This is a genomic window from Klebsiella sp. P1927, from assembly GCF_018204675.1.
In the GTDB taxonomy this organism is placed as follows: domain Bacteria; phylum Pseudomonadota; class Gammaproteobacteria; order Enterobacterales; family Enterobacteriaceae; genus Klebsiella; species Klebsiella pneumoniae.
In genome coordinates, this window is record NZ_CP073379.1 from 59,381 (window position 1) to 74,080 (window position 14,700).

At 50.9% G+C, this 14,700-nt stretch carries 22 protein-coding genes; 21 read left to right on the forward strand and 1 reads right to left on the reverse strand.

Annotated features, from left to right (window positions below):
* Positions 1-43: 43 nt before the first annotated feature.
* The 9 genes from KB892_RS29040 to KB892_RS29080 all read left to right on the forward strand — a co-directional run bounded on the left by KB892_RS29040 (position 44) and on the right by KB892_RS29080 (position 6,617).
* Positions 44-469, forward strand: coding sequence for an antirestriction protein (locus tag KB892_RS29040; RefSeq protein WP_004118478.1), 426 nt, complete (start codon positions 44-46; stop codon positions 467-469).
* Between the two features lie 236 nt (positions 470-705).
* Entirely contained in the window at positions 706-960 is a 255-nt protein-coding gene (locus tag KB892_RS29045) for a DNA polymerase III subunit theta (RefSeq protein ID WP_004152754.1), read from the forward strand.
* A gap of 34 nt (positions 961-994) precedes the next feature.
* A complete protein-coding gene (locus tag KB892_RS29050) occupies positions 995-1,312 on the forward strand; it encodes a hypothetical protein (protein ID WP_004118473.1) in 318 nt (105 codons plus the stop codon).
* A gap of 726 nt (positions 1,313-2,038) precedes the next feature.
* Positions 2,039-2,266, forward strand: coding sequence for a hypothetical protein (locus tag KB892_RS29055; RefSeq protein WP_004182050.1), 228 nt, complete (start codon positions 2,039-2,041; stop codon positions 2,264-2,266).
* Positions 2,267-2,357: 91 nt separating this feature from the next.
* Entirely contained in the window at positions 2,358-2,588 is a 231-nt protein-coding gene (locus tag KB892_RS29060) for a CCDC81 family HU domain 1-containing protein (protein ID WP_001568051.1), read from the forward strand.
* A 51-nt stretch (positions 2,589-2,639) separates the two neighbouring features.
* A complete protein-coding gene (locus KB892_RS29065) occupies positions 2,640-3,995 on the forward strand; it encodes a DUF3560 domain-containing protein (RefSeq protein ID WP_004182052.1) in 1,356 nt (451 codons plus the stop codon).
* A 47-nt stretch (positions 3,996-4,042) separates the two neighbouring features.
* A complete protein-coding gene (locus KB892_RS29070) occupies positions 4,043-4,606 on the forward strand; it encodes a methyltransferase (protein ID WP_004182054.1) in 564 nt (187 codons plus the stop codon).
* An 827-nt stretch (positions 4,607-5,433) separates the two neighbouring features.
* The gene (locus tag KB892_RS29075) at positions 5,434-6,255 is read left to right on the forward strand and encodes a DUF932 domain-containing protein (protein WP_004182076.1); all 822 of its coding nucleotides are present in this window, start codon (positions 5,434-5,436) and stop codon (positions 6,253-6,255) included.
* A 32-nt stretch (positions 6,256-6,287) separates the two neighbouring features.
* A complete protein-coding gene (locus KB892_RS29080; protein ID WP_011977736.1) occupies positions 6,288-6,617 on the forward strand; it encodes a DUF5983 family protein in 330 nt (109 codons plus the stop codon).
* A 32-nt stretch (positions 6,618-6,649) separates the two neighbouring features.
* Here the strand turns inward: KB892_RS29080 and KB892_RS29085 are convergent, their stop codons facing one another.
* Positions 6,650-7,135: a transglycosylase SLT domain-containing protein gene (locus KB892_RS29085; RefSeq protein ID WP_004178063.1), complete on the reverse strand. Its 486-nt coding sequence runs from the start codon at positions 7,133-7,135 to the stop codon at positions 6,650-6,652.
* A 390-nt stretch (positions 7,136-7,525) separates the two neighbouring features.
* On the opposite strand from KB892_RS29085, the gene traM reads away from it, so the two are divergent.
* The 12 genes from traM to KB892_RS29145 all read left to right on the forward strand — a co-directional run bounded on the left by traM (position 7,526) and on the right by KB892_RS29145 (position 14,698).
* On the forward strand, positions 7,526-7,942 hold the full coding sequence (traM, locus tag KB892_RS29090) for a conjugal transfer relaxosome DNA-binding protein TraM (RefSeq protein WP_072145360.1): 417 nt from the start codon (positions 7,526-7,528) through the stop codon (positions 7,940-7,942).
* Positions 7,943-8,141: 199 nt separating this feature from the next.
* The gene (locus tag KB892_RS29095) at positions 8,142-8,861 is read left to right on the forward strand and encodes a conjugal transfer protein TrbJ (RefSeq protein ID WP_016831034.1); all 720 of its coding nucleotides are present in this window, start codon (positions 8,142-8,144) and stop codon (positions 8,859-8,861) included.
* Positions 8,862-9,029: 168 nt separating this feature from the next.
* A complete protein-coding gene (locus tag KB892_RS29100) occupies positions 9,030-9,200 on the forward strand; it encodes a TraY domain-containing protein (protein WP_004144426.1) in 171 nt (56 codons plus the stop codon).
* Between the two features lie 61 nt (positions 9,201-9,261).
* Positions 9,262-9,630: a type IV conjugative transfer system pilin TraA gene (gene traA, locus KB892_RS29105; protein WP_004194426.1), complete on the forward strand. Its 369-nt coding sequence runs from the start codon at positions 9,262-9,264 to the stop codon at positions 9,628-9,630.
* 13 nt (positions 9,631-9,643) lie between these two features.
* Positions 9,644-9,949, forward strand: a complete 306-nt coding sequence (gene traL / locus KB892_RS29110; RefSeq protein WP_004144424.1) for a type IV conjugative transfer system protein TraL — start codon at positions 9,644-9,646, stop codon at positions 9,947-9,949.
* A gap of 19 nt (positions 9,950-9,968) precedes the next feature.
* Entirely contained in the window at positions 9,969-10,535 is a 567-nt protein-coding gene (traE, locus tag KB892_RS29115) for a type IV conjugative transfer system protein TraE (RefSeq protein WP_016831035.1), read from the forward strand.
* A complete protein-coding gene (gene traK / locus KB892_RS29120; RefSeq protein WP_047670045.1) occupies positions 10,522-11,262 on the forward strand; it encodes a type-F conjugative transfer system secretin TraK in 741 nt (246 codons plus the stop codon). The genes traE and traK overlap by 14 nt, the downstream gene beginning before the upstream one ends.
* Complete coding sequence (gene traB, locus KB892_RS29125; protein WP_015632498.1) at positions 11,262-12,686, forward strand: F-type conjugal transfer pilus assembly protein TraB; 1,425 nt, start codon at positions 11,262-11,264, stop codon at positions 12,684-12,686. The genes traK and traB overlap by 1 nt, the downstream gene beginning before the upstream one ends.
* The gene (gene traP / locus KB892_RS29130) at positions 12,679-13,275 is read left to right on the forward strand and encodes a conjugal transfer pilus-stabilizing protein TraP (protein ID WP_047670043.1); all 597 of its coding nucleotides are present in this window, start codon (positions 12,679-12,681) and stop codon (positions 13,273-13,275) included. Before traB ends, traP begins: the two co-directional genes overlap by 8 nt.
* A 22-nt stretch (positions 13,276-13,297) precedes the next feature.
* On the forward strand, positions 13,298-13,882 hold the full coding sequence (gene traV, locus KB892_RS29135) for a type IV conjugative transfer system lipoprotein TraV (RefSeq protein ID WP_014386196.1): 585 nt from the start codon (positions 13,298-13,300) through the stop codon (positions 13,880-13,882).
* A 131-nt stretch (positions 13,883-14,013) separates the two neighbouring features.
* Complete coding sequence (locus tag KB892_RS29140) at positions 14,014-14,424, forward strand: hypothetical protein (RefSeq protein WP_015632501.1); 411 nt, start codon at positions 14,014-14,016, stop codon at positions 14,422-14,424.
* A 4-nt stretch (positions 14,425-14,428) separates the two neighbouring features.
* Entirely contained in the window at positions 14,429-14,698 is a 270-nt protein-coding gene (locus tag KB892_RS29145; protein ID WP_032433956.1) for a hypothetical protein, read from the forward strand.
* The last annotated feature ends 2 nt before the right edge of the window (positions 14,699-14,700 follow it).

Consider the following 14,700-nt stretch of genomic DNA (forward strand, 5'->3'; position numbering starts at 1 on the left):
GCACAACCCGGTGCCGCAATCTTATGAACCTGTGGAGGTTGCTATGTATCATGCCCGTCAAACCATGCTGAATGTAGAGGAGTCCGACCGTCTCTCGTTCCTGCCGGATCTGTTTGGTAACGATTTTCTGGCCGGAGAGATGCAGGTCTATGCGCTCGCTGAGAAACACATCACCGATTACTGCGGAGGCTTCTGGCATTTCATCCGTATTCCGGAGGGCGGCGGCTACATGATGCCTGACGGTGACCGTTTCCATCTGACTAACCCGGATAACTGGTTTGATCGGTCCGTCAGCGCGGATGCGGCCGGAGTTATCATTACGGCGCTGGCGATCAACCGCCGTATCTGGCTGCACCATGAACGCGGTGATGCTGCCCTGACACGCCACCTGATGCTGCGGGAATCGCAGCTGTGGAATTTCATTGACTCTCATGACGAATGCGCTGCTATTTACGCGGCTCTGGACTGATACTATATCGGGGCGCCCGACGCCCCGTTTAAGGTCAGAGACGGCACGATCTGTGAGGAGCTTACCCGGCTTCGCAGATCGGTGCGGCCGCGCGAAAATCCTGGCAGGCTTCGCCTGCCAGTGAGGCGGTTCGCCACACCTGCGGCGCTGCGTACTGGCCTCACCTCAACAGGTCGCCAGTTAAGGATTAAGAGCGTAATATCTGCGTACCTTTTCTTCTTTTGCTGATTTTGCGTATGTCGCAGTGGAATATTGCCTCTTTTTCAAAGGAGGAGCAGGACAAAGTTGCCGTCGATAAGGTGGCTGCTGATGTTGCCTGGCAGGAGCGCATGAACAAGCCCGTCATGCCGGAACTTGTTGAACGGGAACAGCCTGAACACCTGCGCGAATATTTCCATGAACGGTTCCGCGTACATCGACTGAACAGTCAGCAGCTGCCGCGCGCAAATGCACCCGAATATAATAAACCGGGCGATGATCAGCAGAATTGATTTTCTTACTCAGTGTGTCCAGGGAGGGTAATCTGTGCGTATGTCTCTGATGTTTGCTGCCGTGACGCTTTTAACCGGTATTAACCTGTTTTTTATTCCGTTTCAGCCTGTTCCGGCTCTGTGGGGGGCTATCCTGGCCGTTGCTTTTGTTCTGATTAATGTCGTGGCGGATAAGCTGCGCCTCTGGAGTGGTATTGCGTGGATTATCGTTGCCGGCATCATCATAACGCTGATGCTGAAGGGGAAAGAGCCGGGTGACGAATTTCGTGTCCTGATCACCGTTTTCGCTTTCCTGGCTTCAATCTGGTATAGCGTTGCGCAGTTCAGGAAGGAAAATAAGCTCCGTTCCTGACGCCCCGTCTGGTATGCCGCCGGTTTATCATGGCTTCTTTCCGGCGGCATGAAAAACATATTCTCTCCAGCCTGCATCTTTACGTTTCCGGCTTGCTCCCTGCTGTCTGTCTGCTTTCTCTTCTTCTTCCTGCTGTGATGTCTCTTTTTAACCCTTAAAGGCTTTAAAAGCACACCCGCACTGGACACCTTCGGCTCCCGGCCAGCTGCGCTGTCCAGTCGTCGAGCCACACTCCGCTAACCGCGAAAAGACGCGGTAAACTCCGCCGAACCCGCTACGCGGTTTCGGGCCTGGCGGCTAGTGTCTGATGTCTGAAGTCAAGGTCAACGGCAGCGCTTGCTGCGACCGTTCCGGCCGCGCCGCTTTCACCGTGCCGGCGATAAAGCTGCCGGCACTCTGCAGGGCAACGCCGTTTCGCGCCCGCGCTCTTCGTCGTTGCGGCGGGTGCCTGCTCCTTCCCCCTGGCGCCGTATCACCCGTTTGAGTCCATTCGCCGGGGCTGAGACAAGCACAGTCGCCATCATCCGTCCAGGGTAAATGGCACGCGGTAAACCGCGCCCTGGACAGCTGCCGTCGCCCGTGCTCGTTTACGCCCTTGCGGCGAACGGCTCTCAAACGGGTGAAGTTAATACCAGGGGGCAGGTTCAGCAGGTCCCCGCACAAAGTCAAAACCGCGGCCCCGGCAACTCAACGGGTGATGTTCTTTAAAAATCAGGAAAAAGAAAAATGCAGGATCCTTCATTGCGAACGTATCGGATCGCATTTCTGGGAAGCAATGCCAGCGGCAATCTGCCGATGTTTACCCGGGTGCAGGCCACGACCGGAAAACGGGCGATAAAAGCGTTTATTGAACGCTGTGAACCCGTCAAAGGCTGGTTTCTGGGCGCACCGGAAGACATTACCGATCAGGTTCAGAAGGAGGAAGAAGAGGCGGGAAGCAAACCGCAGGTATGAAAAAAGCAGGGTAAACCCTGCTTCTCCCACGCCGTAAAAATCGCACGAACGGTTTTTCCGGCTTCGTTAACTACCATAAGGAGTCAACTTTATGATCGTTTCTATTTTTTCACCTTCCGCAGGCGCTGTAAAGCCCCGTCGTCATTCGCGCATTCTGCGCGCAGATATCACCGCACCGGAGATTGATCCCGCTCTCAGAGCTTTCGGGCGTCATATCGCCAGAAGTCACCGCAAAGGGCGCGGTGTCCACATCCCCGCGATGAAAAATACCGCCCTCGGGCAGGTACTCCGCACGCTGGAACTGAAACGCGCATTTAACTGATGAGGTGAGCCGCCCCGCGAGGGGCGGCAACTGCAGGAAGGAGAAAACACAATGACACCGACTACCGCACAGATCATGACGGAAAATACCGTCAGCCAGACTTACCGGGCAACCTATTCACCCGATGATAATAAATTGCGACTTTACGCATCATTACGGCTCGATGAAGAAACGTATTCCCTGATCAACAAAGCAGGCTTTCGCTGGGCGCCCAAACAGAAACTCTTTGTGGCGCCAGCCTGGACGCCGGGGCGGGAGGATGTCCTGCTTTCGCTCGCCGGTGATATCGAGGACGAGGACAGCACCCTGTTTGATCGCCAGGAGCAGCGCGCCGGGCGGTTCAGTGACTACAGTGACCGGCGGGCGGTTGAATCGGAGCAGGCGCTTGCGCATGTTGATTCGCTGGCATCGGCTGTCCCGCTGGGACAGCCGATCCTGGTAGGCCACCACAGCGAGCGCCGCGCGCGCCGGCATGCGCAGAAAATTGAGAGCGGCATGAAACGTGCCGTGATGCTGTTCGAGCGTGCGGAATACTGGGAACAGCGCGCGCAGGCCTCTCTGCGGCACGCAAAATACAAGGAGCGTCCGGATGTGCGTTACCGCCGTATCAAAAAAATCGAGGCGGAATTACGCAAGTCCCAAAAGCACATTGCCCGGTCTGAAAAGTATATGACGATGTGGCGTGCGCAGACGCTCGATCTGAAAATGGCGTTACTGGTCAGTAATTATGATCATATTCATGCCTGCTTCACGCTCGACAAATACCCCCGCCCGGCAGAGAAAAGCCAGTATGAGGGCTCGATGTCTCTCCATTCTGCCCTGTCGGAGGAGATCATTACTTTTGAACAGGCGCGTGATATTGCGATCCGCTGTCATGAGCGCACGATTAACCACCAACAGCGCTGGGTTAATCATTACCAGAACCGCCTGGCCTACGAACGCGCGATGCTCAATGAAAACGGTGGCGTTGTCACCCGAACACAGGAATTTGAACCAGGCGGGCAGGTACTGAGCCGGGGAGAATGGTTAACCATTCTCCGGGTTAACCGGAGTAAGGGGGAGGTGAGTTCAGTCGAAACGCCCGGTTATCGCTTTCTGGGCTACAGCGGCACGATGAAACTCACGCCCGACCGTATCACGGACTACAAAGCCCCGACAGCGGAGGAAGCCAGCGACGCGAAGAAAGCGGCGAAGCGCCCACCGATCGTCAATTATCCGGGGGAAGGGTTCCGGGAAATGACAAAAGCCGAGTGGGCGAAATTACCCGCTGATTATAAAGGCGTGCGGGGTGCTGCAGAAACCGAAACACACGGCGCCTACCGCTTCCGCCGGTGCATGACGCACGGTTGTACGCTCGTGAATGTGTATATCACAGACATGAAAACCGTTGAAATTCCGAAAAAATAGCAGGAAGGCTCCCCGGCATCTTGCCGGGGAGGTCAGGGAGTACATTCATGCATCATGACCTTAAACACCGTATTCAGGCGATGCGGGTCAAACTGGAAGGGCGCGCCCCTGTCGCTGAAATTCGGGGTAGCTCGCAACTTTTTGTCACCCCCTCCCCGGAATGTCGCCGGTTAGTTGAGCTGGCTGATGTCCGGGAAACCGATCGCATTCTGGAACCCAGTGCCGGAACGGGCGCCATACTGCAGGCGATCAGGGATGCAGTCCCCCGGGCGAAGTGTGACGCCGTGGAGCTGCACGCCGGGTTAGCCCGTCACCTGCAGGCTCATTTCCCGGAGGTCCGGATCTGGTGCGGAGATTTTCTCGAATATCATCCGGAGCGCCGGTATACACGAATTATCATGAATCCGCCGTTTAATCGCGGTGATGATATCCGGCATATCCGGCGGGCATTAACTCTGCTTGAGCCTGGCGGGATTCTGACGGGCATATGTCTGGACGGGCCGCGTCAGCAAAAGGCGCTGGAGTCCCTGGCGGACGTCTGGGAGCCGTTGCCACGGGGAACATTCACGTATACCCAGGTAGCGACCGCCATTCTCAGAATAACCGTCTGATGACACGTTAAGCCGGCGGGGCACCTGTCCCCGTCTGGCCGCGCCTCGAAAGACCGCGCGCCTGCGGCGCCGGGAAAACCGGGCCGCGCTGACGCGCCGCCCGCATTTCCTTTCCGCGTCTTCCCTGTTTGCTGCCTGCTGTTTGCCTGCTTCCTCTCCTTCTCCCTGCTGTGATGCCTCTTTTTAAACCTTAAAGGCTTTAAAAGCATACCCACACTGGACACCTTCGGCTCCCGGCCAGCTGCGCTGTCCGGTCGTCGAGCCACACTCCGCCAGGGCAGCTGCTTCGCACCCGCCGGGCTCCGCCGAACCCGCTACGCGCTTTCGGGCCTGACGGCTAGTGTCTGATGTCTGAGGTCAAAGTCAACGGCAGCGCTTGCTGCGGCCGTTCCGGCCGCGCCGCTTTCACCGTGCCGGCGAAGGACTGCCGGCACTCTGCGGGGCAACGCCGTTTCGCGCCCGCGCTCTTCGTCGTTGCGGCGGGTGCCTGCTCCTTTCCCCTGGTACCCGTATCACCCGTTTGAGTCCATTCGCCGGGGCTGAGACAAGCACAACCCGTCTTGCTGTCCAGGGGACGGCAGAGCCTTTCGCAATAAATTTTTCCCGGCCATTCCGCTGCGCTTCATTAGACCGAAAAAAATTTCCCGCTCACCCCCGGACATCTGCACCGGGCCGTGCTCGTTTACGCCCTTGCGGCGAACGGCTCTCAAACGGGTGAAGGTTATATCCAGGGGCAGGTTCAGCAGGTCCCCGCACAAAGTCAAAACCGCGGCCCCGGCAACTCAACGGGTGATGGTTAAAAAATTAAACAGGTGAAGGAGAATAATATGCGTTTAGCATCCCGATTTGGACTTACTCATTCCATTCGTCAGGAACGCCCACTGACTAACGATGAATTGGTCAAGGTTGTACCTTCTGTGTTTTCAGAAGAAAAGCATAATTCACGTAGTGATCGCTATACCTATATTCCAACCATTACACTGCTGGATAAATTACGTGAAGAAGGTTTCCAGCCATTTTTTGCCTGTCAGTCACGAGTAAGGGATGAGGATAAACGGGGGCATACTAAGCATATGGTAAGACTTCGCCGTGAAGGGGCCAATAAAGGAACAGAAGTACCCGAAATCATTCTTCTTAACTCGCATGATGGATCGTCCAGTTATCAAATGATCCCGGGTATGTTCCGTTTTGTATGCACAAATGGCCTTGTGTGCGGTACGTCGTTTGGTGAGATTCGTGTACCTCATAAAGGTGATATTGTGGGAAGGGTTATCGAAGGTGCTTACGAAGTTTTGGGAATTTTCGATAAAATAACTGAAGGCGTTGATGTCATGAAGTCTATTACCTTAACCAAGGAAGAACAGCGTCTGTTTGGACAAGCTGCATTAACCTACCGATATGAAGATGAAAATAAATCTCCGGTCAGTATTGAACAGATAATTCATCCGCGCCGTTATGAAGATAAAAAAGATGACATCTGGACTACATATCAAAGGGTCCAGGAAAATCTGATTAAAGGCGGTTTGCCTGGCCGAACTGAAAAAGGGAAAAGAACAACAACCCGGCCAGTAAAAGCAATTGATGGTGATGTCAAACTCAATAAGGCATTGTGGTTAATTGCGGAGAAATTCCGCACTCTTAAAGGCTAATTATAAGCGCCGGGCAGCTGTCCGGCGTTTTGATGGTGGGAATACTTATGTTTGAATTTAAAGCTGTCTGTATCAGTATTTCACATATGGAAGAAGGTGATATCAGAGTTCTTCAGGTGCTTTCATCAACAACCAATTATCTAACTTGCGATAGTTACTTAGAGTGGATACATGATACACCTTATGGTTGTGTTATAAGGATGTATGATTTCAAACGCCATCTTCTGGCGCTAAAAAGAGGTGGGGTGTCAAAATTTTTACGCAAAAATCTCATACTAATGCACCGGGAGGGCGGGTATCTGCTTTTTCATTTTGATAGTGATGCCGATTATTATCCAGGTATAGATGCCGTAGATTTTTAAGAAATTCAAGCCTTCTTATATCAGAAGGCTTTTTAGTTCATGGCGATTTTCTGATCTTTAGAAGAAGTTCGTTTGCTTGCTTTGATAGCCGTGTAGTAGTAATGGATCTTCTTCGCATACTCGTAACGTCTTGCTGCCTGGCGCGGGGTCTTTTTGAAGCCTGCATTGTATGCCCCGACTGCATCCCACGAAACGCCCCACTTTTTAAACGCCTGAGCCAGATAATAGGCTCCGGTGTAGATGTTAAGACAAGCATCGCTAAGAAGATGATCCGGTTTTATTCCATATCGCGACAGTTCGTTGAAATGCTGCGAGTCAATTTGCATCAAGCCTGATCCATAACCCGTAACAGGATTACGACCAATCGCATCAATTTTAAATCGTGATTCTTGCCATGATATAGCACGCAGGAGATCCGGATCAATTTTGTAATCCCTGCCAGCCATATCAAAGCAGTCTGCTGCCATTGATGACAATGGTATTAAAGACAGGATGATACCAAACGCTGCTCCCTTCATGAATTCCCCTCCGTGCCAAATCCCGGAATAACCTTAACCCATCCAAGACCGAGACTCAACATATATGCACTCCTCACCACAAAATGACCACACACTACGCAAAATTAAAATTTTGCAGATTTCACTTTAGCTTCAGTGGCTTAACTGTAGTTATATTACATTATGTTATTTTTCTTTATATATATGTGAGTTGCCGGCGAGTCAGTAGTAAGTCGTCGGTAAGTCTATAGCGACTCGTTTATGACTCACTCTTTTATAATCATATATTTAAAGCGACTTAACTCTAGACTTAAGTCGCCATGTGACTCGTAATGCAACTTTCTTAGACTCTAGACTTAAGTTTAGAGTTGTAAAGAAGGTAAACTCGCGTTATCTTCTCGCCATAATAACTTGCTTGATGCTGTTTTTAATAAAGGAACCGATATGGCCAGGGTACAAGCTTATGCTAGTGATGAAGTTGCAGAGAAAATTAATGCAATAGTGGAAAAGCGAAGGGCTGAAGGGGCAAAGGAAAAGGATGTCAGTTTTTCAAGTGTCGCTTCGATGCTCCTTGAATTAGGGCTTAGGGTTTATGAGGCTCAAATGGAAAGAAAAGATTCAGGGTTTAACCAAACTGAGTTTAATAAGATTTTGCTTGAGAATGTCATGAAGACTCAGTTTACCGTATCCAAACTTTTGGCTATTGGCTCTCTAAGCCCTCATGTTACAGGTGATGAACGATTCGAGTTCCGCAGCATGGTGAGTAACATTCGAGAAGATGCAAAAGATGTTATTTCTCACTTCTTCCCCGAGCAGGAAGAAGAGTAAGAACTGGTGTGTGTTTATGGTGGTTTGTAATTAATTCAGTAGTAAAAAAAGAATAATGATCTAGCTTTAAAAAGTGACATGGAAGAATAAGGAATATAGAATACTTACAGGGTTGTAATAAAATTTGTTGAAGCGTTGACGTCCGGGGCTAGTCCCCCCGAACGTCAACTATCCATAGTGTCCTTTCCAGGAGGCGCCTATGTGTGCGAAGGATCGTAGTCATATTGCTGTGCGCAGTCAAACAGATTCCATTCATTCTATGCGCGAGATGCTTAATATTTCATCTTGCCCTGCTTTTATTCGTGATTCCCGGGGCGAAGTAATTCACACCAGCCCAACCTTTGACAAAATTTTCTTAACATCTGGTGGAACTGGAGCATTTGATACACCCAGAGCACCTGGAAGCTGGTTTCTGGATCTCTCCCTGGAGATCAAACTGGAACTGATGCAGTCAGAACTGAAATCGTTTTCAGAAGGTTCCGCTGTACTTGTTAAAAATATTTGGTTGGCAGGTTCACTTTGGACTGTTTTTATTGAAACGTTCTCGATTAATGAAGATACATACAGTAAATGGGTTTTTATAAATGAAGATGAACCGATGCCTCATCCTTCAATGGAATACAATGACTTTTCTATAAAGATGCAAAGATATATCGAAAGAATTCAGCGCTCAGCAAAGTCTGACTGGGCTATCTTTAATCTGTATGCGGTTGGGTTTTCTCATGCATCTATTTCGAAGATTACAGGTGTTGGGGTGCAAACCTCAAAAAATACAGTTAGTAAAATAAAAAAGGAACTGAGCTTTGATAATCGTGACTATATCATAATGTCATCGATCTATACTCTAAGTTATGGAAAGTTTATATCGAATGTGGTTTCGATATTAAACGATGGTGTTAATTTTTTGTTAAATCAATAGTACCGTCGGTACTTTTGATTTGTGAAAATAATTTACTCAAGATTTCTCCTTAGTTTGTTTACTTTTAAATCCTCCAATGTAAGATTTATTAAAGGTTGGTAATCTTACTTTGGAGGTCGATTGGAAAGAGCGATTAGGAGCAACGCACGACCTGCGCCTGGAAAAAATGTGCTTTTAAAATTAGATGAAGAAACTAATCGTCGACTCATCAAAGCAAAAGACAGAAGCAGAAGAAGTAAAACAGCTGAAGCTTATTTGAGACTGAAAGATCATCTAGAACGTTTTCCGGACTTTTATAACTCGGAACTAGCCGTACCAGGAGGTGAAAAGGAAGAGTGATTTAACATCATAGTCAAAAATCTGTTTTATATATCAACCATTCTTTTTAAAGGAAATAAATATGAATGCTGTATTAAGTGTTCAGGGCTCTGCTGTCTCTGAAAAAACCAAACCGTCTTTTATGTCCCGCGTTTTCAATAAAAAGAAAGCCCTGAAAGTCGCTAAAGTTGCGCTGCCGGTTGCTGCTGTGGCGGCGTTCTTCCCGGATGCTGCGATGGCCACCACCACGGCAACCGACCTGATGAAGTCCGGGGATGCGACCGTTAAAGGCACGTTTGGTAAGCAATCCAGCGTAGTCAAATGGGTGGTTCTGGCAGAAGTCGTCGCCGGTGGCATCATGTACATGATGACCAAAAACGTGAAGTTCCTGTTTGGCTTCGCGATTATTTCCACCTTTATAACCATCGGTATGTCGGTCGCCGGTTACTGACAGGAAGCACGTGATGACGGGAGACGAATTAAAGCGATACCGTTTCCCGGAAACACTGACTAACCAGTCCCGCTGGTTTGGCTTATATCTCGATGAACTTATCCCGGCCGTGATTTGTCTCGGCTGGGGTTTCTGGACCAGCAAGTTCATTTTTGGCATAGCTTCAGCGGTACTGGTTTTCTGGGGTATCAAGAAACTGAAAAAAGGGCGGGGCAGTTCCTGGCTACGCGACCTGATTTACTGGTATCTGCCAACCTCCCTTCTTAAAGGTTTCTTTCATGATGTTCCGGACTCCTGTTTCCGGCAGTGGATTAAATAAATCAACGGGGAAATAACATATGGAACATGGTGCCAGACAAAATACCACCCGCGTTATCGCTGTGGGATTTATCAGTCTGGGGACACTCCTGACCCTCAGTCTTGCAACCAATATTATCCAGGGCATAAATAATTACCGTCTGCAGACGGAACAGAAAGTGGCGGTGACACCGATGTTATTCCGTGCACCCTTTGCGGTGTCTCAGAACCAGGCTGACGCCTCTTATATTGAGCAGCTGGGCCTGTCCTTTGTTGCCCTGCGTCTGAATGTCACGCCGGAAACGGTTGATGCCCAGCATCAGCAGCTACTCCGGTATGTATTACCTGCCTCGCAGAACAGCCTCAAGGTCCATCTGGCTGAAGATGCGAAACGCATTAAAGACAATAACGTTAATTCCACCTTTTATATGACGTCGATGCGTGCCTGGCCGGCAGAGAACCGCGTGGATATCCGGGGTGAGCTGAAAACGTGGATTGGGGATTCCAAACCCTACAGTGAAATTAAAAGTTATGTCATTCAGTTCAGTCGTGTCGATGGTGTCAGCTGGCTGGCGCGTTTTGGAGAAATAAATAATGAAAAAAATTAACCCGTTATTTATTTCAGGCTGTCTGCTGTTGGTCGCCCCTGCGATGTCCGCGACCCTCAGCGGTACGCTGGAGCCGACAGTGGTTCCCCTGACCAATGGCGGTCAGGCAAATATTGCCGTGAGTAACACCGATCCGAATCTGTTCACAGTACCTGGCGATCGCATCACGGCGATAAACAGCCTGGACGGCGGCCTGACAAATCAGGAGCAGACCGACAGCGGCGGCGCCATTCTGGCGACCGTCAGTAAAAAACCATTCACCTTCATTGTGGAAACCGAACGCGGGCTGAACTTCTCCATTCGTGCCGTGCCCCGTGCGGGCTCAGGCCGGACAATTCAGCTGGTCAGCGAGCTGGCGGGTACCCCCGGTCCGGCAAAAGCCTGGGAAGAGTCGAACCCCTATGAATCGTTACTGGTTTCGCTGAATCGCGCCGTGCGCCAGGGCAGCGTACCCGATGAGTATCAGTCTGTCCCCGTCACCTCTGAAGTGCTGCAGGCGCCGGCTGGTCTGCGCGCCACTGCCGACAGGGTCTGGGTCGGCCACCACCTGAAAGTCGTCCGTTACAGTCTGGATAACGTCTCCCTGTCGCCCCGTATGGTGCGTGAAAGCGATTTCTGGCAGCCCGGAACACGTGCCGTCATGTTCAGTACCCCGGCGGGCCTGCTGACTGCCGGTGGTCGCATGCAGATCTGGGTCACGACGTCAGATGAAGGAGTGAAGCGCTGATGGCCAACTTCAACACGCTGATCAAACGTAAGCAATATATCTGGCTGGGACTCATTCTGGCGGGCGGCGCAGCAGCAGTCGGAGGCGGGCTGTATCTGTCAGATCTGAACATGAGCTCTGATGAGGAAGCCCCGGCTCAGGGCGAACCCGCGCCGGATATGACCGGGGTGGTCGACAGCAGCTTCAACAGTAAGGTGGAGCAGCACGCGACAACAGAAATGCAGGCGACTGCCGCTGATCTCAACAAGCGTTTTGACTCCCTGCAGGGGGAAGTGGACCTGCTGAGTAAGGCGCGAACCGCTGACCAGATACGTATCGACAAACTCAGCAGTGACAATGAAGCCATGCAGAATCAGCTGAAGGCGCTGGGCGTGAAACCGGCTGTCTCTGGTGGCGAGCCCGCGCCGACTCCTCCGTCACCGCCACCCGGTCCGGAAGGTGAGCCGCAACCAGCCAGTTATCCGCCGCAGACCGGCGCCGCGGTACCGCCTCCGACGGCATTCTATCCGGGGAATGGTATGGCACCGCCGCCGCAGGTCAGCTACCAGTCTGTGCCGGTACCAAACCAGATACAGCGTAAAACGTTCAGTTACGACAAAGGAAAGAACGCGAAGTCATTGCCGTACATTCCGTCGGGGAGCTTTGCAAAAAGCATGCTTATCGAGGGGGCAGATGCCAACGCGTCTGTTACCGGGAATGAATCCACTGTACCGATGCAGCTGCGTATCACCGGTCGCGTGGAAATGCCAAACAGCAAAACCTACGACCTGACAGGGTGTTTTGTGGGGCTTGAAGCCTGGGGCGACGTATCGAGTGAGCGCGCCATTGTCCGGACCCGCAATATCAGCTGTATCAAAGGTGATAAAACCATCGATCAGCCCATTAACGGCCACGTGTCATTTATGGGGAAAAACGGGGTTAAGGGAGAGGTGGTGATGCGTAACGGAAAAATCCTCGGCTGGGCATGGGGGGCCGGTTTTGTTGACGGGATTGGTCAGGGCATGGAACGGGCTTCACAGCCGGCAGTTGGCCTGGGGGCAACCGCATCTGTTGGCGCCGGTGATGTTCTGAAAATGGGCGTCGGCGGTGGTGCATCTAAAGCTGCACAGACGCTGAGCGAGTACTACATCAAAAGGGCCGAGCAGTATCACCCGGTCATTCCGATTGGTGCCGGCAATGAAGTCACCGTGGTCTTTCAGGATGGTTTTCAGCTGAAAACGATTGAAGAGCTGGAAGCGGAAAAGAACGGGCAACAGCAGGCTCAGAATCAGGAGGCGGAGCCTGCACCGCAGGCTGATGCACATCATCAGTCAGGCGGCGGTATGAACGGATTCAATACTGACGAGATGCTGAAGAAGCTGGGCAAACTTGATCCGCGGGAGTTCTCTCCGGGCGCAGCGCCGCAGGGGGAAAATAATGGCTAAGTCTCTCATTACTGCTGTTCTGTCAGCACTGCGCTGGGCTCACTGGCTGGTTAAGTATGCGGTGGTCTATCCGCTGGCCATGATGATGTTACTGGTTGTTCTGGTGTTCCGGACGGGACCGTACACGTTCGGCCAGACGCTGGTGAAAACCGTAGAGTCTGTGCAGCAGGAGGGATATGTCATTCAGGACTGCACCGGGCCGAAAGAACTCAATGGTGATGCGGTGAACGCACCACTGCCTCCGGTTTTACAGGAAGACTGCACCACCGTCAGTACGGATGCGGCAGGGTATGCAGCATATATCGACCAGAGCTATACGCATAATATTCTCTGGCTCTGGCTGCTGATGGCGGTGGTGTTTACCGGGATCGCTGTGGTTTTCCGTCGGACTCCTGTCCGCAGGGGGAGCATACGGAAAAACGGTGTTGTCGTCGGAGAGGCTGGTTCGGGTTCTTCAGGGCTGATTCTAGCCCGATCTGATGTCAGCCAGATTAAGCGTGTTTACTATGAAATGAGTCCGGATGAAGGGGATAAATTTGTTCGGGCGATTAAGGAAAATACCCAAATCAGGATGAACCTGAAGAAATAACCGATAAATAGCGAGAAATATCATGAAGGAATTAATGCTGTTAATTCCTCTGGGCAGCGCTTTGCTCTTAACCGGGTGTGCGGGCACAGAGACCGAATTTCAATGTAATGCCACGACGTCGGATACCTGTATGACGATGGAGCAGGCAAATGAAAAAGCGAAGCTGAAGGAGGTACGCAGTGATGCAAAGCCGGCTGCGGCCGGGTTGCCACAACTGGCTGAGGGTAATTTCAGAACCACGTCAGTTAATTCGTTCCCGTTGCCGCCTCAACCCAACCTGAACCGGGCCAGAGTGGCAGCGGAGAGAGAACGAGCACGTGCAGTGTACCTAAATAATCCAACGGCAAAGAATGAGGCAATATATTTCGAAACCGAGAAAAGGCTCCAGTCTTTGCCGGTAGTGAAAATGTCTTTACCAGTAGTGGCGTCAACGTTTACGTCACCGTCAACACCGCCAGGTAATTATCCCCGGCCATTAAGAAAAGGGGAGGAGACAACGTCATTGTGGATAGCGCCGTATGTGGATTCAGATGATGTATATCACCAGCCGGCAACGGTTCTTTTTGTCGTAAAACCATCGGCGTGGGGACAGCCTCGCCTTAATTGATTCACAGCGCCATTGCTGGCGCTGCAGTAGTGTTCCATTTCTGAATTATAACGAGTGCCCTCTGCGTTGAAAGGGATGGGCGGTAGCGTGTGAAATGAACGTCGATAACGAAAAATGAAAGGATTTGAAAAATGACTGACTCAATAAAATATCTATGGCTGCTTTTGCGCGAAGATTCGTCATATATTTTTATGTTGATGTTGATTGTTGGCACTGCCGTAGTAATGTCTTTCTTTTTGCAGAGGTTGTTTGTGTCATGGTGGGGTAAGTCAATCATTCTGATAATGTGTATTGTCGTCGCGATTACAGAAGTTTTTGGCTTTCTTGAGCCTGAGTCAACATATAAACAGATTCAAACCAGAAAACAGGATGTCATCTATACGCTGAAAAACTGCAGAATCTCCGCATTTGAAGCGCAGCAGGCAGGGTTTCTGGCTAAAGCGAAAGATGGCTGGTCTTGTCCGGATGGCGTAACACGGTTTATGGATGTGAGATACAGAGATAAGGCAGAGGTTAATAAACTTAGCACGGAGGGTAAGTAACGTGATGGATGAATTATTCAAATGGCTGCTTGCTCTTGCTTTTTCAGTATATCTATTGCTGTTTGCTTTCAGTAATGACCCTGTACCAGAAGCGCTAGCACACCACTGGACTCATGACTGCCACTTGCTGGAGAGGAATATTGATAAAGGTTTATTCTCTCCCACGCAAAACCGACTTCAGTGTGGTGATGTTATTGAAAATGTCAGTATGGCTGATTATGACAGAGCGATAAGTGGCGATAAGCAAGAAACTACCGCAGAGGCAATGAAATAAAT

Excerpts from the sequence above, each read along its gene's own strand:
- KB892_RS29045 (WP_004152754.1), top strand. The coding sequence starts at position 706 with ATGTCGCAGTGGAATATTGCCTCTTTTTCAAAGGAGGAGCAGGACAAA.
- traB (WP_015632498.1), top strand. The coding sequence starts at position 11,262 with ATGGCCAACTTCAACACGCTGATCAAACGTAAGCAATATATCTGGCTG.
- traV (WP_014386196.1), top strand. The coding sequence starts at position 13,298 with ATGAAGGAATTAATGCTGTTAATTCCTCTGGGCAGCGCTTTGCTCTTA.
- KB892_RS29070 (WP_004182054.1), top strand. The coding sequence starts at position 4,043 with ATGCATCATGACCTTAAACACCGTATTCAGGCGATGCGGGTCAAACTG.
- KB892_RS29040 (WP_004118478.1), top strand. The coding sequence starts at position 44 with ATGTATCATGCCCGTCAAACCATGCTGAATGTAGAGGAGTCCGACCGT.
- traA (WP_004194426.1), top strand. The coding sequence starts at position 9,262 with ATGAATGCTGTATTAAGTGTTCAGGGCTCTGCTGTCTCTGAAAAAACC.
- traE (WP_016831035.1), top strand. The coding sequence starts at position 9,969 with ATGGAACATGGTGCCAGACAAAATACCACCCGCGTTATCGCTGTGGGA.
- KB892_RS29075 (WP_004182076.1), top strand. The coding sequence starts at position 5,434 with ATGCGTTTAGCATCCCGATTTGGACTTACTCATTCCATTCGTCAGGAA.
- KB892_RS29055 (WP_004182050.1), top strand. The coding sequence starts at position 2,039 with ATGCAGGATCCTTCATTGCGAACGTATCGGATCGCATTTCTGGGAAGC.
- traL (WP_004144424.1), top strand. The coding sequence starts at position 9,644 with ATGACGGGAGACGAATTAAAGCGATACCGTTTCCCGGAAACACTGACT.
- KB892_RS29065 (WP_004182052.1), top strand. The coding sequence starts at position 2,640 with ATGACACCGACTACCGCACAGATCATGACGGAAAATACCGTCAGCCAG.
- KB892_RS29085 (WP_004178063.1), bottom strand. The coding sequence starts at position 7,135 with ATGAAGGGAGCAGCGTTTGGTATCATCCTGTCTTTAATACCATTGTCA.
- KB892_RS29080 (WP_011977736.1), top strand. The coding sequence starts at position 6,288 with ATGGTGGGAATACTTATGTTTGAATTTAAAGCTGTCTGTATCAGTATT.
- KB892_RS29095 (WP_016831034.1), top strand. The coding sequence starts at position 8,142 with ATGTGTGCGAAGGATCGTAGTCATATTGCTGTGCGCAGTCAAACAGAT.
- traP (WP_047670043.1), top strand. The coding sequence starts at position 12,679 with ATGGCTAAGTCTCTCATTACTGCTGTTCTGTCAGCACTGCGCTGGGCT.
- KB892_RS29145 (WP_032433956.1), top strand. The coding sequence starts at position 14,429 with ATGGATGAATTATTCAAATGGCTGCTTGCTCTTGCTTTTTCAGTATAT.
- traK (WP_047670045.1), top strand. The coding sequence starts at position 10,522 with ATGAAAAAAATTAACCCGTTATTTATTTCAGGCTGTCTGCTGTTGGTC.
- KB892_RS29060 (WP_001568051.1), top strand. The coding sequence starts at position 2,358 with ATGATCGTTTCTATTTTTTCACCTTCCGCAGGCGCTGTAAAGCCCCGT.
- KB892_RS29140 (WP_015632501.1), top strand. The coding sequence starts at position 14,014 with ATGACTGACTCAATAAAATATCTATGGCTGCTTTTGCGCGAAGATTCG.